This window comes from Sulfuricurvum sp. (assembly GCF_028681615.1).
GTDB lineage: Bacteria > Campylobacterota > Campylobacteria > Campylobacterales > Sulfurimonadaceae > Sulfuricurvum.
In genome coordinates this window covers 64,464-83,484 of sequence record NZ_JAQUHV010000005.1, presented here as the reverse complement: position 1 = coordinate 83,484, position 19,021 = coordinate 64,464, and the positions used below count along the sequence as shown (strand labels likewise).

23 protein-coding genes are annotated in these 19,021 nt (G+C 42.1%); 18 read left to right on the top strand and 5 right to left on the bottom strand.

Annotation, left to right across the window (positions count from 1 at the left end):
- Positions 1-14 precede the first annotated feature (14 nt).
- Both PHE37_RS07475 and PHE37_RS07470 read right to left on the bottom strand, forming a co-directional pair.
- Positions 15-488, bottom strand: coding sequence for a DUF2603 domain-containing protein (locus PHE37_RS07475; protein ID WP_299997795.1), 474 nt, complete (start codon positions 486-488; stop codon positions 15-17).
- A gap of 10 nt (positions 489-498) precedes the next feature.
- Positions 499-837 (bottom strand): TraR/DksA family transcriptional regulator, encoded by a 339-nt coding sequence (locus tag PHE37_RS07470; RefSeq protein ID WP_299997793.1) that lies wholly within the window; start codon positions 835-837, stop codon positions 499-501.
- A gap of 190 nt (positions 838-1,027) precedes the next feature.
- Here PHE37_RS07470 and PHE37_RS07465 point away from each other — a divergent pair, with 190 nt between their 5' ends.
- From PHE37_RS07465 to nifE, 4 genes are read left to right on the top strand one after another with little or no spacing between them, the layout of a single operon-like run.
- On the top strand, positions 1,028-1,888 hold the full coding sequence (locus tag PHE37_RS07465) for a hypothetical protein (protein WP_300008365.1): 861 nt from the start codon (positions 1,028-1,030) through the stop codon (positions 1,886-1,888).
- A 20-nt stretch (positions 1,889-1,908) separates the two neighbouring features.
- Positions 1,909-2,745 (top strand): mechanosensitive ion channel family protein, encoded by an 837-nt coding sequence (locus PHE37_RS07460; RefSeq protein ID WP_299997603.1) that lies wholly within the window; start codon positions 1,909-1,911, stop codon positions 2,743-2,745.
- A gap of 2 nt (positions 2,746-2,747) precedes the next feature.
- On the top strand, positions 2,748-3,353 hold the full coding sequence (locus PHE37_RS07455) for a class I SAM-dependent methyltransferase (RefSeq protein ID WP_299997606.1): 606 nt from the start codon (positions 2,748-2,750) through the stop codon (positions 3,351-3,353).
- A 60-nt stretch (positions 3,354-3,413) separates the two neighbouring features.
- Positions 3,414-4,778: a nitrogenase iron-molybdenum cofactor biosynthesis protein NifE gene (gene nifE, locus PHE37_RS07450; RefSeq protein WP_299997609.1), complete on the top strand. Its 1,365-nt coding sequence runs from the start codon at positions 3,414-3,416 to the stop codon at positions 4,776-4,778.
- Here nifE and PHE37_RS07445 read toward each other — a convergent pair.
- The gene (locus tag PHE37_RS07445; protein WP_300008363.1) at positions 4,775-5,359 is read right to left on the bottom strand and encodes an NAD(P)H-dependent oxidoreductase; all 585 of its coding nucleotides are present in this window, start codon (positions 5,357-5,359) and stop codon (positions 4,775-4,777) included. The two genes, nifE and PHE37_RS07445, sit on opposite strands and share 4 nt — an antisense overlap.
- 113 nt (positions 5,360-5,472) lie before the next feature.
- On the opposite strand from PHE37_RS07445, the gene nifN reads away from it, so the two are divergent.
- The 14 genes from nifN to PHE37_RS07375 all read left to right on the top strand — a co-directional run bounded on the left by nifN (position 5,473) and on the right by PHE37_RS07375 (position 15,384).
- Positions 5,473-6,771 carry a nitrogenase iron-molybdenum cofactor biosynthesis protein NifN gene (nifN, locus tag PHE37_RS07440; protein WP_299997615.1) on the top strand — a complete coding sequence of 433 codons (1,299 nt, stop codon included), beginning with the start codon at positions 5,473-5,475 and terminating at the stop codon, positions 6,769-6,771.
- Complete coding sequence (gene nifX, locus PHE37_RS07435; protein WP_299997618.1) at positions 6,761-7,213, top strand: nitrogen fixation protein NifX; 453 nt, start codon at positions 6,761-6,763, stop codon at positions 7,211-7,213. The genes nifN and nifX overlap by 11 nt, the downstream gene beginning before the upstream one ends.
- Before the next feature lies 1 nt (position 7,214).
- Positions 7,215-7,670, top strand: a complete 456-nt coding sequence (locus tag PHE37_RS07430; protein ID WP_299997621.1) for a NifX-associated nitrogen fixation protein — start codon at positions 7,215-7,217, stop codon at positions 7,668-7,670.
- Positions 7,671-7,672: 2 nt separating this feature from the next.
- Entirely contained in the window at positions 7,673-8,188 is a 516-nt protein-coding gene (locus tag PHE37_RS07425; protein ID WP_300008361.1) for a flavodoxin, read from the top strand.
- Positions 8,189-8,226: 38 nt separating this feature from the next.
- On the top strand, positions 8,227-8,601 hold the full coding sequence (locus tag PHE37_RS07420) for a nitrogenase-stabilizing/protective protein NifW (RefSeq protein WP_299996291.1): 375 nt from the start codon (positions 8,227-8,229) through the stop codon (positions 8,599-8,601).
- Positions 8,558-9,064, top strand: a complete 507-nt coding sequence (locus tag PHE37_RS07415; protein ID WP_299996288.1) for a nitrogen fixation protein NifZ — start codon at positions 8,558-8,560, stop codon at positions 9,062-9,064. The genes PHE37_RS07420 and PHE37_RS07415 overlap by 44 nt, the downstream gene beginning before the upstream one ends.
- 82 nt (positions 9,065-9,146) lie before the next feature.
- Positions 9,147-9,530, top strand: coding sequence for a 2Fe-2S iron-sulfur cluster binding domain-containing protein (locus tag PHE37_RS07410; protein ID WP_299996285.1), 384 nt, complete (start codon positions 9,147-9,149; stop codon positions 9,528-9,530).
- A 70-nt stretch (positions 9,531-9,600) separates the two neighbouring features.
- On the top strand, positions 9,601-9,891 hold the full coding sequence (locus PHE37_RS07405) for a 2Fe-2S iron-sulfur cluster-binding protein (RefSeq protein WP_298694419.1): 291 nt from the start codon (positions 9,601-9,603) through the stop codon (positions 9,889-9,891).
- A 129-nt stretch (positions 9,892-10,020) separates the two neighbouring features.
- Positions 10,021-11,289, top strand: a complete 1,269-nt coding sequence (gene rpoN, locus PHE37_RS07400) for an RNA polymerase factor sigma-54 (protein ID WP_299996282.1) — start codon at positions 10,021-10,023, stop codon at positions 11,287-11,289.
- A gap of 113 nt (positions 11,290-11,402) precedes the next feature.
- Positions 11,403-13,097 (top strand): acetolactate synthase large subunit, encoded by a 1,695-nt coding sequence (locus PHE37_RS07395; protein ID WP_299996279.1) that lies wholly within the window; start codon positions 11,403-11,405, stop codon positions 13,095-13,097.
- Positions 13,094-13,570: an acetolactate synthase small subunit gene (ilvN, locus tag PHE37_RS07390; RefSeq protein WP_299996276.1), complete on the top strand. Its 477-nt coding sequence runs from the start codon at positions 13,094-13,096 to the stop codon at positions 13,568-13,570. The genes PHE37_RS07395 and ilvN overlap by 4 nt, the downstream gene beginning before the upstream one ends.
- Positions 13,571-13,576: 6 nt before the next feature.
- The gene (lpxD, locus tag PHE37_RS07385) at positions 13,577-14,524 is read left to right on the top strand and encodes a UDP-3-O-(3-hydroxymyristoyl)glucosamine N-acyltransferase (protein WP_299996273.1); all 948 of its coding nucleotides are present in this window, start codon (positions 13,577-13,579) and stop codon (positions 14,522-14,524) included.
- Positions 14,525-14,541: 17 nt separating this feature from the next.
- The gene (locus PHE37_RS07380) at positions 14,542-15,087 is read left to right on the top strand and encodes a hypothetical protein (RefSeq protein ID WP_299996270.1); all 546 of its coding nucleotides are present in this window, start codon (positions 14,542-14,544) and stop codon (positions 15,085-15,087) included.
- 75 nt (positions 15,088-15,162) lie between these two features.
- Positions 15,163-15,384 carry a hypothetical protein gene (locus PHE37_RS07375; protein ID WP_299996267.1) on the top strand — a complete coding sequence of 74 codons (222 nt, stop codon included), beginning with the start codon at positions 15,163-15,165 and terminating at the stop codon, positions 15,382-15,384.
- 85 nt (positions 15,385-15,469) lie between these two features.
- On the opposite strand, the gene PHE37_RS07370 is transcribed toward PHE37_RS07375, so the two are convergent.
- Together PHE37_RS07370 and PHE37_RS07365 are read right to left on the bottom strand one after the other, a co-directional pair.
- The gene (locus tag PHE37_RS07370; protein WP_299996265.1) at positions 15,470-16,636 is read right to left on the bottom strand and encodes a pyridoxal phosphate-dependent aminotransferase; all 1,167 of its coding nucleotides are present in this window, start codon (positions 16,634-16,636) and stop codon (positions 15,470-15,472) included.
- 51 nt (positions 16,637-16,687) lie between these two features.
- Complete coding sequence (locus PHE37_RS07365; RefSeq protein WP_300008359.1) at positions 16,688-18,619, bottom strand: bifunctional diguanylate cyclase/phosphodiesterase; 1,932 nt, start codon at positions 18,617-18,619, stop codon at positions 16,688-16,690.
- Positions 18,620-19,021: the final 402 nt, after the last annotated feature.

The window sequence follows — 19,021 nt, the reverse complement described above, 5'->3', positions numbered from 1 at the left end:
CTCTCCCAGGATATTTATTCTTTTTGACTTAGCATTTGATCCAAATGATAAAAAAGGTTTGGATATTTTTGTTTGATTTCACTGACGAGCCAGTCAAGATCGATGTTGACGACTGTACGGTCGGCCTGAGTTCGCGCCATTGTTTGTATACGGTCCATGGCTACTGCCCAGACATCTTCAAAATCGATAGGAAGACGCTGCCAAATCGCTTTTTCGAGTTTATGTTGGAAATTTTCACTTTGGCTGGTACTGAGAAGACGAATAAGCATCGATAATGATTCGGCAGATGACAGTGTATAAATCCGATCTCGCTCGTCCACTATGATCCACGGACGTGTTTCTTTCCAACTCCCTTGCAGCAGTTCAAGTTCTTTATGACGCTCGTCAACACCGGGCGTCATTTTGACGATAGTCATATCATGCGGATCCATACCGAGTTTGTCGGCAAGCTCTCCCAAATGAGTGGTTAAATGTTCAGGGTAAGTCACAGTAATCCTTTTATTCGCCTACAATAGTACGAGCTGTCGGATTTGCCATTAATCTCTCAATCGGGATGGATTTTCCAGTTTTCTCACAAATGCCGTAAACTCCCATATTGATACGATTTAATGCGGCATCGATTTCAGTGATTTGGGATTGGAGCTGGAAAAGAATCGCTTGGTCGGTTGTGTTGTTGATTTCAAGTTCTGCCATATCTTCAATATCGCCGATATCTTTTCCAGATTCGATACTGCTGACTTCGGCTTTGAGCAATCGCATATTTTTTTCGAGATTTGCTTTTTCTGCTTTTAAGTTGGCTTCAAAATCTTTGAGAGTAAGTTTTTTCTCTGTACTCATGATATCCCCTTTCTATAACAAAAATTTAACTCTGCTAGATGATAACAAAAAAATGCTAATAATAGATTAGAAACATTATGCTACATTTTTAGTAGAAAATTGAGTATGAAGTCTTATATTTTTGACTTAGTTGAACCATTTTGGGTACACTAAAATAACTTGATAGTGTGGACAACAGCGAATGAAACAAATGATGCAGATTTATCGTGATAATCGGGATGCCGTTGAAGGGTTTTTACTTACGACAATCACTGAAAATCCTCGACAGGAGTTCGATGATCTTCAGGTACGTAATTTTTTTAAACGGCTTCCTTGTCTTAGCGATATGTACTTAATAAATGCGAAGGGGGAACAAATTACCCCTACCTGGCATCATAATCATCACGATATGTCGTTGAAAGGTTCTGACCGTGCCTATTTTATCAACCGCATACAGTTTAATGAGAAGGGCACTTACATATCTAACCCTTATATCTGTGCCAACAGCGGTAAGCCAAAAGTTTCGGTTGCCCGAAAATATCCTGATGGCAAGATAGCGGTGTTTGATATCGATGTGGTTGCGGTGCTTAGCAAAATGCATCTGATCGACAGCAACCGGCTTATATCCAAACTTTCACTCGGTGTTTATGCCCTTTTAGGCGGAGGGTTGGTTTTACTGGCCCTCTTTTTGGGTGTATATGGATTGGTCGGGTTTGTAAAAGCATTGATAAGCTTTGGCGATGAAACATTACAGCATGTGTTCAAATCGATCATTGGAATTACTTTGGCGATCGCAATTTATGATTTGTCGAAGACGATTTTGGAACAGGAAGTCTTCTACCGCTCATTAACGGTAGAAGAGGGGACGGAATATAAAACGCTTACGAAGTTTTTGACCTCGATTATCATCGCACTCTCTATCGAATCATTGATGGTAGTGTTTAAAGTGGCGATTGACGATATTCGTAACATGAATTATGCCTTCTATCTTATCAGCGGTGTCGGTATCTTGATCGTCTCTATGGCGGTACTCAACTATGTCGGTCGTAAGAAACACGAAGCTCATGAATAACTCAAAGTAGGAGATATTGTATGGATCAGCAACTCGCCTATCTTAACCAGTTTTATATCAAAGCGATTGACTTTTTAGCCAATTACAGCTTCCAAATTATCGGTGCGCTGATCATTGTCACGATCGGCTGGTTTTTATCAAAATACGTTTTCAATGTGCTTATGAAATTTTTTCAACAGCATGATTTTGATGTGACGCTCGGAAAATTTGTTGCAAACGGTATCCGAATCTTGGTATTCGGGGCAATGCTGGTCGTTGCCATCGGTAAACTGGGAATATCTATTGCACCGTTTATCGCAGCGGTCGGTGCGGTTTTTTTAACGGCAGGTTTGGCGATACAGGGGAGCGTGGCAAACTATGCGGCGGGAATTTCACTCATTATCACGCGCCCGTTCAAAATCGGCGATACGATCCTGATCAACAAAGTTTACGGTGAAGTTGAAGAGATACGTCTTGCTTATACGACGCTTCGGACCGAAGATGAAGAGTTGATCACGGTTCCGAATAAAAATATGATCGGTGAAGTGATCGTCAACTCGTTTAAATACCGTATCGTAGAATCGAGTATCGGAATTTCTTATGATGCCGATGCTGAAAAAGCGATTGCTATTATCCGTAATGTGGTAGAAGGGATCGAAAACGTCTCAAAAGAGACGCAAGCGATCATCGGCATTGAAAAATTCGGAGACAGCGCAGTGGAGATCGGTGTCCGTTATTGGGTTCCGACCCGTAATTTTTTCAAGATACAATACGAAACCAATATGGCCATCTATAAAGCATTGAGAGAGGCGAAGATTACGATTCCCTATCCTCAACGTGAAGTGCGTATGGTTTCACAACAGATAAATGAGGTTTAACAATGAGCGAACGGTTTAATCAGGCGGCAGCGGAATGGGATAAAGGCGATATGCGTCAAAACATTGCCCATGCGGTGTTTCAAACGATATCCAATCGAATTTCTTTACTCAATACGATGCATATTATGGATTTCGGTGCGGGTACGGGGTTGCTCAGTTTCAAAATCGCTCAGATGGTTCAATCCGTTGTCGGTGTCGATCTCTCTGAAAAAATGCTGGAGCAGTTAGAGAGCAAAAATACGGATACACTTAGGGTGGAAGCAATCTGCCAAAACATTTGCGAAGTACCTTTGGAAAAGCAATTTCACGGAATCGTCAGCTCCATGGCGATGCATCATGTCGAACATACGGCAGATTTATTCAGAGCGTTTCATAAGCATCTAAAACGTGACGGTTTTATCGCTATTGCCGACTTGGAAGCGGAAGACGGTACGTTTCACAGCCACGGAAATGAGGGTGTCCACCATTTCGGTTTTGAGCGGGAAACCTTACGTAAAACGATTGAGGATGCAGGTTTTGAGCACGTTCGTTTCCATCATGCTCATACGATTGAAAAAGAGACCCAAAATTATCCTATCTTCCTTGTAACCGCCAGTAAAAAATCCTAAACTCCTTCGCTCGCATGTCTTATGCATACTTTCGGATACTACAGTTCCAAGGAGTATCCGATGGTAAGCCGAGCTAAAATCAAAGAACTTATGAACGAGAGCGCCTGCTCTCACAGTAAAGATAAAAAACCCGGAGAAGGGTGTGATAAGCCCAAACCGGGACTAGCGGCCGGGGGATGTGCTTTTGACGGTGCCCAAATTTCCCTTTTTCCGTATGCCGATGCAGTTCATTTGGTTCATGGTCCTCAAACGTGTCTGGGTGCGTCGTGGGAAACTCGTGAGACAAAAACGTCGTACAAGGGAACAGATCATACACAAATGGGATTTACGACAGGAATCACGACAAACGATGTAATTTTTGGCGGTGACAAACGTCTTGCGGATTCGATCGATCATGTGATGGAGCATTATAAGCCTGAAGCGATTTTTGTCTATTCGACGTGCGTCACTTCATTGGTCGGCGATGATATGGATATGACATGTAAAAAAGGGTCTGAAAAACACGGCGTACCCATTGTTCCGGTTCACGCTCCGGGATTTGTAGGGAGCAAAAACCTAGGTTCACGCCTTGCTGGAGAAGCGGTGTTAGAGCATTTGATCGGTACAAAAGAGCCTGAATTTACAACTCCGTACGATATCAATCTGATCGGCGATTACAATGTTACCGGAGATATGTGGCAGTATTTGCCGCTGTTTGAGAAGATTGGTATCCGAGTGCTCAGTTCGATGAGCGGAGACGGCCGTGTCGGTGACATCCGTTGTGCCCACCGGGCAAAACTCAACGTCATCGTATGTGCCAAATCACTTATCACGTTGACCCGTAAAATGCAGGAACAATACGGTATCCCTTGGATTTCGGTATCGTTTTACGGCAAACGTGACACCACCTTTGCGATTCGTGAAATCGTCACCGCATTAGGCGATCCGGAATTAATAGCACGTGCCGAAGCGGTAATCGCCGAAGCCGAAGCGGAGCTGGAAGCCAATCTGATCCCGTATCGCGCACTCTTTTCCGGTAAAAAAGCAGTACTTAATACCGGAGGGAACAAAGCATGGTCAATTGCATCCGGATTGCAGGATTTGGGGATTGAAGTGGTGGCTACGAGTGTCGCAAAATCGACCCAGGATGATATCGATAAAGCACGTGAATACCTGGGAGAAAACGGGGTTCTGATGACCAAACCCGCTTCCGAGCAGGGGAAAATCATAGATCAGACGGGAGCTCATATCCTCCTCGCCGGAGGACGCAGCCTCTATACGGCAATCAAGAAAAAGATCTCGTTTATCGATGTTAACCAGGAGAAAAAAACAAGCTACGGCGGTTATAACGGTTTGCTCAATCTTGCGGAAGATTTGAAATACGCATTCCGCAATCCGGTCTTTGCCAATGTCGGCAAACCGGCGCCGTGGGAAATAGAAGCTTAACTCGGAAAGTTTTCCGCTAACATCTTTTGAAGCCCTTTAAGGGCTTCGTCGAACTTGAACTCAGGTTTATAGACATCATGGACAGAGTAGCTTTTAAGCGGCTCTGCACCGCAAAACTGGAAAAGTTTGTGCAGCGCGATATTCGCCTGATCGACACTCATCCCCTCGAAAAACCCGTTCGTATTGTTAAACTCGCTTGTAGGACAGTTGTAGGTAAAACTAAGCATATAGCGTTTTCCTTTCATCAATCCTCCGCTGCCGTAATTTCCGCCGTTGGATCGACCGTCGTTGACGAATGTGACGGTGCCGTTTCCGCCGGAGAACACTTCATCGACGTATTTTTTAGCCAGCCACGGCAACCCCATCCAATACACCGGCGATTGGACGAAAAACACATCAGCCCATTGAAATTTTTCAAGCTCTTCCGCTACATCATAGCCTTCATCAATAGCGCTCTCGCGTACTGCATATCCTTGAGAAGTAAAAAATGATCTGGCTTCATTGATCAGGTCACGCGTTAGATTGCCGTTGGCAAACCCTTCGTATTTTTGGTGGAGGTTTAGGAGTAAGACGTTTTTCATGATGATTCTCCCTCAGATAGTAGTTTATGATGGGATTGTACTCTGATAGAGTAAATAAAATCAGGGGTCTTCTCGCACACTTCTTGCAATACTCCTTTTAACAAGGAGTTGTCATGGAATTTTCCCTCTCTCGTCATGAACATAAACCTCTTCAAGTCAATCCGATCAAGCACTCGCAACCGATGGGTGCGACCCTCGCGTATCTGGGGGTAAAAGATTGTATGCCTCTGATGCACAGTGCCCAAGGGTGTGCATCGTATACTAAAGTATTTTTTACACGTCATTTCAATGAACCGATTGCGATTAACAACACATCGGTCAGTGATATCACAGCCGTACTCGACGGCGGTGATTATTCTATTTTGATGGCGATTGAAAACATCCAAAACAAAGAGAAAACGCTCAAGCCCTCTATGATCGGGTTACATACGACGGGACTGACAGAGACCAAAGGCGATGACGTACGCGGAGTAGGGATGCATATCGAAATCCCTTACGTATACGTCAATACTCCCGATTATGAAGGGGGGATGGAGAGCGGCTGGGCGCTTACCGTTACTGCTATGATCGAACAGCTTACCGTTGCAGCTACCGAAGTGAAAACGAACAAACTAGTCTTTCTACCGCATTTGAGTATGCAGCCGATCGAGGTTGAGAAGATCAAATGTTTGTGTGAGGATTTCGGATTTGAGACCTATGCTCTTCCTGATCTTTCTACCTCATTGGACGGATATTGGGAAGCAGGGCAGGGGAAATTGGCCAATGGCGGGATCACAGTTGATCAAATTCGAGATTTGGCAACATCCTCTATCGTAATCAGTATCGGCGCATCGATGAAAAAATCGGCTCAGGCTTTACAAAAAAAGAACCCTGCAATTGAGCATCTTCATTTTGATCATTTAATGGGGTTAGACGGGTGCGACAATTTTGTAGCGGCCCTGATGAAAGTACGACATACAGACCCTAAACCATTGATGAAACGATGGCGTGCACGTCTTCAGGATGCGATGCTGGATTCACATTTTCTCATCGGGACCTCCCATTTTGTCGTAACCGGTGAGCCGGATATGCTGGTCGGAATCTGTGCATTGCTCCGAAGTGTCGGCGGAACTATCGATGCTGCTATATCCACGACATTTAGTGATGCTTTACACACTATTGAAGCGGAAAAAGTGTTTGTCGGAGACCTGGAAGATGCCCGAACTTTTTTCGATTCTGCGGATATGGTCATCAGTAATTTTCATGCAGAACGAATCTTGCATACATATCACAATACGGCACTCGTTCTACGCGGATTCCCAAATTATGAAGAGTTGGGGAATCAGCTTAAAAGCGATCAGTTGTACGAAGGCAGTACCTATTTTTTATTTGAGATAGCAAATTCATTGAGAAAGGTCAAACATGAACACTAAAATCACAATAGAGGGGAATGGAACCATGGATAATGCGATGAAAGTCGCTTTCGCGACCAAAGATATGGAAGAGATCAATGCTCACTTCGGCGGAGCGAGAGAGTTTGTTGTTTACAATGTCTCTAAAGACGGTTTTTCCCTCTCCGAGGTGATTAAAACGGACACAGCTGAACTTGAAGATGATGATAAAACGGATTTTCGTGTTCGTGCCCTCAAAGGTATAAATATCATGTATTGTGAGAGTATCGGCGGTACGGCAGCGGCAAAAGTGATCCGAGCGGGTATCCACCCGATGAAAGTGAATGAGCCGACATTGATCGAAGATGTTTTGAAAACTTTAGTGCAAATGATTAATGGGAATCCTCCGCCATGGATTAAAAATATCATTCAAATGCAGACCGAACACGATGTACGACAAGACAGATGGGCAGAAGGAGAATAAGATGGACGCAGAAAAACAATTGAGTGAATTTGGAATGGAGATTGTACGACAAATTCGTGCACTCGATCAATTCGGAAACTGGGCACGTATCAGTGATGAAGAGTTATTGGTAAAAAAATATGTCAAAACAAAAGAGGAATTAAAAGCAGTTCCTTTGATCGCTGACATCGATGAAATGATGATTAATGACATCAAAATGATTTACAAAGCAATTGCACTTTCGTTTGAACGTAAAACGGGTGTCGTCTGCAATGTCATCATGGAAATGAGTCATGAAGGCTTCGGACGCTGTGCCGTCATCGCAGATCGTATCTGTATCGTAAATAAGTATTTCAAAGATGCTCATCGCTTTAGTTTCCGTACTTTGGAAGCATTATTTGAAGATGGCGACAAAAGTTTGCAAAGCGCAATCGAAATTTACACACAATATAAACCTTGTATTAAACAGGAGGGGTAACAATGGCAAAAATCGGTATTTTCTTTGGTAGCAGTAGCGGTGTCACACGGGGTGCGGCAGAACTTCTTGCAGATGAGTTTAAAGGTGCTGAACTTATCGATATGGAAGAAGATTTTGATGGTATAGAGCAATTTGAAGACTATGATGTTCTATTGCTCGGTTCATCTACATGGGGTCAAGGTGATCCTCAACGTGACTGGGTTGATCCTCTATATGAACTTACGAACGACCGTCCTGATTTGGAAGGGAAAAAAGTAGCCTTTTTCGGTGCAGGGGATCAAAAAACGCATGGAGAACACTTTTTAAGTGCTCTTGGAAAAATGCATGATTTATTTACCTCTCTCGGTGCAAGTGCATACGGATTCACTTCGACAAGCGGATACGATTATGAATATTCGTTAGCTGAACGTGACGGTAAATTTTGCGGATTAGGGATTGATGATGTCAATCAGGAAGATTTGACCGAAGACCGTGTCAAAGAGTGGGCAAGCCAACTAAAAAGCGAAATAGGGCTCTAGAGTCAAAATTGCATAACGAGTAAAACAAGGAGCATACGATGGGAACATTAGCCGAATTTCAAAAAATTACCGATACCGAAGATTTCTTTGATTTTTTCGATTTGGAATACGATGAGCGTCTTGTGAACGCAAAGCGTTTTCATATCATGAAAAAATTTGGTGAGCTGGTTGATAAATCCAAAGGTCATGATATGGGAAGCGATGAAAAATTGCTAGAGTTCTATAAATTTGCTCTCATTACTGTGTATAAAAACTTTGAAAACGGCTATAGCCCATCAGCAGCCGATGTTTGGGCAATGTTTGATAAACCTAGTGCTTGTGGAACATGTTCGACATCAAGTAGCTGTAATGATGTAGAGGAGGTCAGTCATGGAGTCCACGCCTGCACAAGCCAACCAACCATCAGCTTCTGATTTTTTAGAAAAAACAGCCGATTCGGCACAAGCCGATTTAGAGGCATTTGAGCATGATAGCGAATCAATGCCGATCAATAATGAAGCACGTAAAACGAATCTCTACAAGATGTCGACAAAAGACGAAATCCTATCGGTTTTCCGTGTGGGACAAAGAGTACGTCTTGTGAAAGCAATCCGGAATGACGGAACATACCCGCATGCGAGAGTTGGTGACGTTCTTGTTGACGCCGGAGCAGAAGGGTATGTTCGCAAAATTGGCGATTTTTTACAGACAATACGTGTTTACGAAGTGAATTTTATCGAAGAGGGGATGACATTCGGATGCCGAGAAGCGGAGCTGGAAAGTGCCGTTGAAGAAGACGGATACGATGAAGTCGCCGAAGAGTTGAAATGGCTCAAAGAACATCGGGCCAAGAGAGCCGCTGAAAAAGCAGCGCAATCTCAAGAAGAGGAGGAATAATCTACCCTTTTTGAGATTTGTGCATACCGCATTTGATGTAAAGTCATGAGTATATCGTGCGGGAATTATGAGGAGGTTCAAGATGGTCAGTGTGATTTTTTGCGGCTTTGGTGAAAAGCAGGATAAGCGTGTTTTTGCTAAAACCGGCGACGTACTATTACGTGTTGCACAAAGTAACGGTATTACCATTCCTTCTGATTGTACAGACGGAATGTGTGCTAGCTGTGCAGTACGCGTTGAAGAAATTTCTAATGATGAAAAAATGGATTCAACGACTGAAGACTATTCATCTAAAGGACAAGCTGTTTATATGGATGATAAAGAGCTTGAAACATTGATGCAAATGGGTGCTATCAATAAAAAAGAAGCTGAAATCGCTCAACAATATAATCGTCCTACTCCGGTACGTTTAGCTTGCCAATGTGCGATCAAAAATTCTTCTATATTGGTTAAGCCATATAAATAACCGATTCGTGGTGGCTTCATGAGTTTTACTCATGAAGTGATAAAAAAAATATAATATACAAGGAGTTGGGATGACAACACGTGTAGAAATTATGAATGACTTTTTGGCGATCAATGTCCACCCGGGCAAAACGATCCAAGACATCGTAGAGGCTTCAGGAAGTGCACTTCCATTCGGATGCCGTGACGGTGAATGCGGTACATGTGTCGTAATGATTGAATCAGGTATGGAATACATGAGTGAAATCAACGAAAAAGAGAAAGCGGTTCTTAAAACAGTTGGTGAAACCAGCCCTAAAGCCCGTCTTGCATGTCAAATGAAAGTCGTCGCACCAAACGGATTGGTACGTATAAAATACTAAGCCCATCTTACAACTCAGCTTTTGCTGGGTTGCCTCTTTTTTAATCACACTACTGCCTAAAATAAGCCTATAATTTTGCAAGAACACAATATGCATTTTTTATAATAATGTATATTTTTTAGGTGGCTTATGATGCAAACAACTTTATCTTACAAACAAAAGCAACTTCCCAGATTGTCGATGCAGACATGGCTGCCTCTTTTGCAATGTTCACTAAATGATCTCGAAAAGCATTTGCAGGTTATTACCAATGAAAATCCGTGTTTAGAAGTAAAATCCGGTTTTGAAGAGTCTAACTCACAATCCGGCGGAACGGCGGCATACGGTGCGTTTCAAAATTATGTCTCGAATTCTTCAAGCGAACAAATCGAATGGCTCAGTATCTCTTCCACCTCTTTATATGAAAAACTTGATGAACAAATTGTGGCACCGTTGTTTCCGACCCCGATTTCCCAAAAGATTGCCCGTCAAATCATCTATTACATCAATGATGAAGGGTACTTTGAGGGCAGTGTCGAAGAAGTAGCTGAGCAATGCGATACGGATGCTCACACGGTAGAACGCGTGCGTCAGCGGTTTGCTCATTTGGAGCCTTCAGGAGTGGGTGCTGTTGATTATAAGGAATCCTTTTTATTTCAGCTCAGCGATCATGACCTTGATGATGAACTGAGTATTTTACTCGGTGCGATGATTTTACAGTTTGATAAAATGGAAAAATTCATCAACCATCCGCGTCTTCATGATGCAAAACATGTATTGCAACACCTTAAAAATCCTCCGGCGTTAGAGTATATGGAACCCGAATCTCAAATCACACCGGATTTGTTTGTCGAATTTGCAGGATCGGAGTTAAACATTCGAATCAATCATGCATTTTATCCCGATCTACAAGTCAATATGATTGATAAATACGATAACTTTGCAAGACAAAAATTCAAAGAGGCACGTGAACTGGTAAAGCTCCTTGATTTGCGTAAAGCGACACTGTATAACGTAGCCTTGGTCCTTATTGAAAAACAGTACAGTTTTTTTATGGGAGGAGAACTCAAACCGCTTCGTTTACAAGATGTTGCGGATGAGTTGGGCTTTAATGAGTCGACCATTTCCCGTGCAATTGCCGATAAATACATCCAAACCGAGCGTGGCTTGTACGCATTTAAAGACTTCTTCTCTAACTCGATCGGAGAAGTATCGACATCGGAGATCAAACATTTCCTTAAACGTCTCGTAGCGAGTGAAAATAAAGATGACCCGTTCAGTGACAAAACGCTTCATGAAATGATTGAAGATCGTTTCGGGGTCAAGATGGTTCGGCGTGTTATTGCCAAATATCGTCAAGAACTGGATATCCCTTCCTACAAAGAGCGTCTATTTTTATACAAATTGGAACTCCTCTAAGGGGTGTCTCCCCTATATTGTGCTCTTTTAACGTAATTTATAGCTTCTTTCTTTTATAATTTCCTAATTTTTTTCAGTTATATTCCCATATTTTTATCGTATAAGGAGACGACATGCAAATCAGCGGTGCACAGATGGTTATCGAAGCACTCATCGCCGAGGAAGTCGAAGTCGTATTCGGCTACCCAGGTGGGGCGATCATGAACGTCTATGATGAGATTTACAAACAACGCTCATTTCAGCATATTTTGACCCGTCATGAACAAGCTGCGGTACATGCAGCAGAAGGATACGCAAAGGCTTCCGGTAAAGTTGGAGTTGCGATGATCACTTCAGGACCAGGATTTACAAACGGTGTAACCGGTTTGGCGGATGCCTATATGGACTCAATCCCCTTGGTTCTTATCAGCGGACAAGTCCCTATGTCATTGATCGGGACGGATGCGTTTCAAGAGATCGATGCAGTCGGTATCAGCCGACCGTGTACAAAACACAACTATTTGGTAACCGACGCTGCCGATTTGCCGCGTATTCTCAAAGAGGCATTTTATATTGCACGTACCGGCCGTCCGGGCCCGGTTCATGTCGATATTCCAAAAGATGTAACGGCACAAATCGCAACATTCGATTATTCCAAAGAAGTCGATTTGGAAACGTATAAACCGACGACTAAGGGAAACACCCGACAAATCAAAAAAGCTATTGAGGCTATTGCAGGTTCAAAACGTCCATTGCTTTACCTTGGTGGTGGTGTTATTAATTCAAATGCCGCCGAACTGGTTCGCGAGTTTTCAAAAATGACGCAAATTCCAGCGGTTGAAACCTTTATGGCACGTGGAACGTTGCGACATGACGACCCGTTGTTGATTTCAATGTTAGGGATGCACGGATCGTATGCGGCAAATATGGCGATGTCTGAAACCGATATGGTTATTGCTTTAGGTGCCCGTTTTGATGATCGTGTTACCGGAAAGCTTTCGGAATTTGCAAAAAATGCGCAGATCATCCATGTCGACATCGATCCTGCAAGTGTTTCGAAATTAGTACATGCCCATTATCCGATTGTCGGCGATGTTAAAAATGTCGTTGAACAGATGATTCCGTTAGCAAAAGAGCAGATTGATCCTCTTCGATATGGTGCATGGCACAATACTATTGCCAATTTTAATAAGCTTCATCCTCTCTCGTATAAAGAAGAGGGCGATCGTCTTAAACCTCAATGGGTTGTTGAACGTATCGGACAGCTGTTGGGAGACAGTGCCAATATTTCAACAGACGTCGGACAGCACCAAATGTGGACGGCACAATTTTATCCTTTCACCCGTCCGCGTCAATGGGTCAGCTCCGGCGGACTTGGGACAATGGGATTCGGATTCCCAGCAGCACTCGGTGTTAAACGGGCCGACATGGAACGCGTCAGTATCAACATTACCGGTGATGGCTCTATTTTGATGAATATTCAGGAATTGATGACGGCAGTAGAATTCAAGCTTCCGGTCATCAATGTTATTTTGAACAATAACTTTTTGGGAATGGTGCGTCAGTGGCAAACACTTTTTTATGACAAGCGCCACTCGCAAACCGATTTGTCAATGCAGCCTGATTTTATCAAACTCGCAGAAGCATTCGGCGGAGTCGGTTACCGTGTAACGACCAAAGAAGAATTCGATGCAGCACTCAAAGATGCTATTGAGAAAAATGTTGTTGCGATTATCGATGTTGCCGTTAATCGATTTGAGAATGTATTGCCGATGGTTCCGGCTGGCGGATCGCTGTTTAATATGATGTTAGAGTACAAGGAGAAATGATGGAACAAACAGAACGTCGCGTTATTTCCGTTATTGTCATGAATGAAGCGAGCGTACTTTCACGCATCGCAGGTTTGTTCTCAGGCCGAGGATACAATATCGAGTCCCTGACGGTGGCTCCGATTCCTGAATCGAAATATTCTCGTCTCACGATTGTAACATCAGGATCGGTGCGTGTGATCGAACAGATCACAAAACAGCTTCATAAACTTATTCCGGTACTCAAAGTATACGAACATGCTGATTTGGTTGAAACTGAAATGGCATTGGTCAAAATACCGATGTCCGAATCGTTGGGAGATATTGAAGCGTTAACGCATGCATATAACGGCCGTATCGTCAATGTTGGCAGCGATACGATGATTGTTACGGTTTCTGATGAACCGTCACGAATCAACCATTTTCTTGAAGCCATCAAACGTTTTCATCCAAAAGAAATCGTACGAAGCGGCTCCGTCGCGCTAGAGAGATAAAATACAATGACACTTAATGAAATTGCATCTATCCTTGAGATTGAAGAGATTCATAACACGACTGAGATAAACGGTATGAATACTCTCCGTGATGCAAAAGAGGGTGAAATCTCTTTTCTCTCTGATTCAAAATATGAAAAAGATCTTTCATCAACGAAAGCTTCAGCCGTTATACTTCCTGCATCTAAAGCACATCTATTGCCATCTGGTGTGATTGCACTTGAGTCGGATGAGTCTTATCTGAGTTTGGCAAAGCTTTCAAAATACTTTGCTAGACCGATACAAACCAGCGATATTGAACCGATTATTGGTGAAGGAAGTATTGTCTATCCGACTGCACATATTGAAAACGGTGCAAAAATCGGTAAAAACAGTACGATTATGAGCGGTGTCTATGTTGGTGCGGAAGTTGTAATCGGTGATAATGTTATCCTTTATCCCAATGTGACAGTCTATCGAGATTGCATCATTGGCAATAATGTGATGATTCATGCGGGAAGCGTGATCGGTAGTGACGGTTTTGGATATGCCCATACAAAAATGGGAGAGCATGTTAAGCTGTATCAAAACGGTAATGTCATTATCGAAGATGATGTAGAAATCGGTGCGAATACGACTGTCGATTGTGCTGTTTTTGGTTCGACGATTATCAAACAGGGTGTAAAAATTGATAATTTAGTACAGATTGGACATAATTGTGTAGTAGGTGAATACTCTATCATGGTATCACAATCCGGTCTTGCAGGTTCAACTACACTGGGGAGAAATGTTGTCATGGGTGGTCAAAGTGCTACGGCAGGACATCTTAGTATTGCTCCCTTTACAACCTTGGCAGCGCGCTCTGGTGTTACAAAAAGTATCATTAATAAGGGTGTCTATAGCGGATTCCCATTAATGGAACATAAATTATGGCTGAAAATGCAGGCGAAACTCGCTAAAATATTAGAATCTTAAGGCAAAGGGGATAAGGCATGAAAATAGCAGCAGTAGGTTTTATGATGATCGGCAGTTTACTATGTGCTGATGGAGAGCCTACCGATATCCGAATGCCTGATATTGTCCTCGATGCAATAAAGCACTGCGAATGTCTCATTGAGAGCGGTGAATGCAATCCCAATGTAATCCGTATTAATGCGGATGAAGAAGCACAGCGTGCAGCAGCAGCCGGATTTGCTGTTAATGGCCATCTTATAAAATGCGGGTCTAGTCAAGAGTGCAGTCTGCAAGCACAGGCATTGATTGACGGCGGAATAACTAATCTGGATCTTGGGCCTTATCAAATCAACTATAAATACCATCCGAATCCTATGTTGCATGAATATTTCGAAGATACACCGGCTCGTGAACAAGCAAATGCAATTTTGACAAAATTGGTCAAAAGTTTTGGCTATTCATGGGAAACATTAGGTCGTTATCACCATTTCAGTGCTACGGATCGAACTCGAAACGAACGGTATTACCGAAAAATGTATGCTTTTATTTACGGAAACAACCTGAAAGCACAGGGTTCGGAATAATTCCCATTTTTTTAAGATTGCTTTAGCCAAAATCGGCTAAACTCTTTCCTATACAGTTATTTATTAGGAGAGTGTATGAGTTCTGCAGCAACGATTATAAAAGAAATTCCATTGGATGGGACCAAAAAAGGTATTATATCTATCAGTAAAGTAGATGAGCCATACGGTGCGGGTAGTGACAGTGTAGCAAGTATCGGAATCTCATTATCCGGCGACGCCAAAAATCCGGAGTGGAAAGTTCATCTTCCGATGGGTAATATTGATGCGGTTGTTGAGGCATTAAAAAGTCTAAAATAATTTCTCTTTTCGTTCACCCTGAGGATGTCAAAGGGTGAACGGAAAAGGTTCATGGCTCGGCTGGTTTGCCACGAACGTTGAAAATTTATTTTTTAGTAGCTACGAATACAGCGATTCGTTTGATACCTTCACGAATACTTTCGATATCGGTTGCAAAACTGAATCGGAAATACCCTTCGCTTCCAAATCCGACACCCGGAACAACAGCAACACCTTGATCTTCTAACAGTTCTTTACAAAATTCCATAGAGTCGTTACTAACTTCTTTGATGTTGACGAACAGGTAGAAAGCACCTGATGGTGAAAGTACAGAGAGACCGTCAATTTCATTGAACAGTTTTACCGCTTCGTCACGGCGAGCTTTAAATGCGACACGCATCGCTTCGATGTCAGCATCTGCGGCACCGTTTAGCCCGACAATAGCCGCTTTTTGGGTAATGCTGTTGATATTTGAAGTGCTTTGGCTTTGGAGCTTTTTGGTTGCTTGGATGATTTCGGTATTGGCTGCGGCCATATATCCGAAACGCCATCCTGTCATCGCTACTGATTTACTAAGTCCGTTGATAGTGATAGTGCGTTTGTACATATCTTCACTGACTTCTGCCGCTGATGTAAATTCACCGTCGTAAATCAGTTTTTCATACATCTCATCACTTGCAACAAGAACGTCCGTTCCTTCCAATACTTTGCCGAGAGCTGTAAGTTCTTCACGCGAGTAGACGGCACCGGTTGGATTGGATGGAGATGTTAGGATGAGCATTTTCGTTTTTGGAGTCAATGCCGCTTTGAGTTGTTCAGGGGTGATTTTAAAACCGCTTGCATCATCCGTCATGATTTCCACTACGGTACCACCGCAATACATGACGAGTTCAGGATAGGTGACCCAATACGGAGCAGGAATAATAACTTCATCTCCGGCTTGGATAGTACAGGCAAATAGGTTGTATAAAGAGTGTTTTGCACCGTTATTCGCAATAATCTGATTCGGTTTATAGTCGAGATGATTATCCCGTTTAAGTTTAAGTGCAATAGCAGCTTTTAGTTCAGGGATGCCGTCAACGGCAGTGTATTTTGTAAAACCATCGTTAATGGCTTTAATAGCGGCATCTTTGATCACTTGAGGAGTGTCAAAATCAGGTTCTCCTGCAGAGAAACTGAGGATGTTTTTTCCTTGCGCTTTGAGTTCTTGCGCTAACGTACTGATAGCAATGGTAATCGATTCGGAGAGTATATTGACGCGATCGGTTAGCATAAGCAGCCCTTGTAAAAAATTTTGAAATTATAACATGGCTGACTTTAAATTTTACATGACTGATTGATTTAAAAACTGCGGTTTTCCGGTATGGAATCCTTGTGCATAGGTGATCCCCAAATCGGTAACATTTTTTAGTATCTCTTCAGACGAAACGTATTCGGCAACAGTATGGATTCCGATTCGATGGGCAAAATCGACAATGGCCTCGACAACAATACGATGACGCGGGTTTTGATCGATTGATTTGATTAAGGAACCGTCAATTTTTAAGATATCAACATTCAGTTTGAGAATATTTTCAAAATTGGAATAGCCGGTACCGAAATCATCTATGGCTATTTTGGCTCCTAAAGCTTTCATTTTGGAAATGAAAGAGGCAACTTCATCAAAATTCTCAATCCCTTCCGATTCCAAGATTTCAAAAATAATTCTATTCGCCGTTTTTGTTTGGCGCAAGATATTTTCTATAGTAGCGACCGTACGTGTGTCCAAAATATCACTTCCCGATAAGTTGACTGAAAACTGTTCGTTTCTGGTCGAAAATAAATTACAGGCTTGATAGACAACTTCCTGTGTGATGTGATGATAGAGCTTGGTTTTTTGTGCTATCGGCAAAAATTCATAAGGGCCTATTAGAGAACCGTCTTCATTTTGGATTCGAACCAACGTTTCGTATTTTTCTATTTTTCCGCTGCTGCATGAAACAATCGGTTGATATTGACAGACAATTCGATGTTCAATCAATGCTTGACGAATTTGTGCAGACATAGCGATATTTGCTTGATATTGCTGCTCTATTCCTTCAGATTGGTCATATACAGAATAAAGTAATTTGGCATGGCGTGCTTTATTGAGGGCGACATCCGCATGAATCAACGGCTTGTAACTGTCAATTGCAATTCCAATGGTTGCACGTATATGAATGGTCTCATCTCCAATTATAAAGTGTTTCTCGCTCATTAATGAGAGAAGTATTTCAATGTCATGACGAAATTGCGATGAAGTACTTCCAGGCTTTACTTTAAAAGCAAATTCGTCACCGCCAAGTCGATATGGGGAAAGTTTCATATCAACAAGCCAATGGGCAATTTGGCTGAGAAGCGAATCTCCGGCATCGATACCGAAGAAGTCATTTATCTCTTTAAAATCATCGATATTTAATATGGCAACCGTATTGGTTGGTTTTAATGCCAAGTCTTCTTGGAGTTTAAGACGATTCGGAAGCGATGTGAGGTTATCATAATAGAGGTGTTGCATCGCTTCATGAGTCTTGAGGGTTACTTTTTTCTCAAGGTTTTGGTTAATGGTTTCGATTTCATGAGAATAGTGTAATACTTGTTCCTGCATCCCTTCAAAGGCATGTATGATTTGATTGAATTCACGTTGAGTGTATGGGATGTCAAAATTAATTTTTTCCCCTAATTTAAACCCGCGGACTTTTTTTGCAATTAATTTGATAGGTAAAAGCAAGTGATTGATCCATGTCAGCATTAAAAACAATAACACTGAAACACTGGCTCCGATCCATCCGTATAATGTATAAAAACGATTCATGGCTTTTGTAAAAGCTTCACCGGAGTAGGTGAGGGTGATTGTTCCAATCGGTTTTAAAGAACCAGGCTCTAATAATTCGTTACTAATTTGAATTGTTTCTTCTTGAATGGCTTTTTTAGCCTGTCGATAATTGACAATAGTCTTGCCTTGATTGTCAAGAATCTTTAAAGCTATGACTTCATTGAGTTTGGTGACGGCAGAGAGTTTGTCCGTATAGTCTTTGGTACCCAAAAAAAGAGAAATAGCTGCAGAAGGTGCGATGGTGTTGATTAACAGAGAAGCTTTTTCACGCTGTGTATTCATGGTTACGTCACGTACGATTGATAAAGTAACGAACGTGATTACAGCGAAAAAAAGAAAAGCCGAAAGGATCAGCATAGAAATAATTTTTGTAGATATCCGAAGGTTATAGTGCTGATGAATCATATGAATCTCGCAAGTTGAAATAGGGCATCATTGAAACGAAATTTTCCTTCTTTTAGAATGCTTTTATTGATGTAAGTTACCGTTAACCTCATCAGTAAAACCTCCTGAACCACGTATTACTGTAATACGATCAGTCAATGTCCAAATAAGGGTTTTAATTACTGAAAATAGTCATTCGGTTATTCAAGGTTTATAATCATTTTTTTGATTTATGGATGTAGTCATTTGAGTACTTTGGCTCATATCATCACTTAGAGAATGAATAATAGGATTTTCACTTGAGCAGAGCGTTAGAGGAAATATCGCTAATGACGCGAAAGCAATGCGATATTTCAAAAGCTTACCTTTATATAAAAATTTTGCCATTGTTACTCAGGTAAGTTTAAAGGATAGTAAATAACC

What these genes read in the sequence shown, in the direction of transcription:
- PHE37_RS07465 (WP_300008365.1), top strand. Translation starts at nt 1,028, where the DNA reads ATGATGCAGATTTATCGTGATAATCGGGATGCCGTTGAAGGGTTTTTA.
- PHE37_RS07420 (WP_299996291.1), top strand. Translation starts at nt 8,227, where the DNA reads ATGGGAACATTAGCCGAATTTCAAAAAATTACCGATACCGAAGATTTC.
- PHE37_RS07395 (WP_299996279.1), top strand. Translation starts at nt 11,403, where the DNA reads ATGCAAATCAGCGGTGCACAGATGGTTATCGAAGCACTCATCGCCGAG.
- PHE37_RS07370 (WP_299996265.1), bottom strand. Translation starts at nt 16,636, where the DNA reads ATGCTAACCGATCGCGTCAATATACTCTCCGAATCGATTACCATTGCT.
- PHE37_RS07405 (WP_298694419.1), top strand. Translation starts at nt 9,601, where the DNA reads ATGACAACACGTGTAGAAATTATGAATGACTTTTTGGCGATCAATGTC.
- lpxD (WP_299996273.1), top strand. Translation starts at nt 13,577, where the DNA reads ATGACACTTAATGAAATTGCATCTATCCTTGAGATTGAAGAGATTCAT.
- rpoN (WP_299996282.1), top strand. Translation starts at nt 10,021, where the DNA reads ATGATGCAAACAACTTTATCTTACAAACAAAAGCAACTTCCCAGATTG.
- PHE37_RS07430 (WP_299997621.1), top strand. Translation starts at nt 7,215, where the DNA reads ATGGACGCAGAAAAACAATTGAGTGAATTTGGAATGGAGATTGTACGA.
- PHE37_RS07415 (WP_299996288.1), top strand. Translation starts at nt 8,558, where the DNA reads ATGGAGTCCACGCCTGCACAAGCCAACCAACCATCAGCTTCTGATTTT.
- PHE37_RS07375 (WP_299996267.1), top strand. Translation starts at nt 15,163, where the DNA reads ATGAGTTCTGCAGCAACGATTATAAAAGAAATTCCATTGGATGGGACC.
- nifE (WP_299997609.1), top strand. Translation starts at nt 3,414, where the DNA reads ATGGTAAGCCGAGCTAAAATCAAAGAACTTATGAACGAGAGCGCCTGC.
- PHE37_RS07455 (WP_299997606.1), top strand. Translation starts at nt 2,748, where the DNA reads ATGAGCGAACGGTTTAATCAGGCGGCAGCGGAATGGGATAAAGGCGAT.
- PHE37_RS07380 (WP_299996270.1), top strand. Translation starts at nt 14,542, where the DNA reads ATGAAAATAGCAGCAGTAGGTTTTATGATGATCGGCAGTTTACTATGT.
- PHE37_RS07470 (WP_299997793.1), bottom strand. Translation starts at nt 837, where the DNA reads ATGAGTACAGAGAAAAAACTTACTCTCAAAGATTTTGAAGCCAACTTA.
- PHE37_RS07425 (WP_300008361.1), top strand. Translation starts at nt 7,673, where the DNA reads ATGGCAAAAATCGGTATTTTCTTTGGTAGCAGTAGCGGTGTCACACGG.
- PHE37_RS07410 (WP_299996285.1), top strand. Translation starts at nt 9,147, where the DNA reads ATGGTCAGTGTGATTTTTTGCGGCTTTGGTGAAAAGCAGGATAAGCGT.
- PHE37_RS07365 (WP_300008359.1), bottom strand. Translation starts at nt 18,619, where the DNA reads ATGATTCATCAGCACTATAACCTTCGGATATCTACAAAAATTATTTCT.
- nifN (WP_299997615.1), top strand. Translation starts at nt 5,473, where the DNA reads ATGGAATTTTCCCTCTCTCGTCATGAACATAAACCTCTTCAAGTCAAT.
- PHE37_RS07460 (WP_299997603.1), top strand. Translation starts at nt 1,909, where the DNA reads ATGGATCAGCAACTCGCCTATCTTAACCAGTTTTATATCAAAGCGATT.
- PHE37_RS07445 (WP_300008363.1), bottom strand. Translation starts at nt 5,359, where the DNA reads ATGAAAAACGTCTTACTCCTAAACCTCCACCAAAAATACGAAGGGTTT.
- nifX (WP_299997618.1), top strand. Translation starts at nt 6,761, where the DNA reads ATGAACACTAAAATCACAATAGAGGGGAATGGAACCATGGATAATGCG.
- ilvN (WP_299996276.1), top strand. Translation starts at nt 13,094, where the DNA reads ATGATGGAACAAACAGAACGTCGCGTTATTTCCGTTATTGTCATGAAT.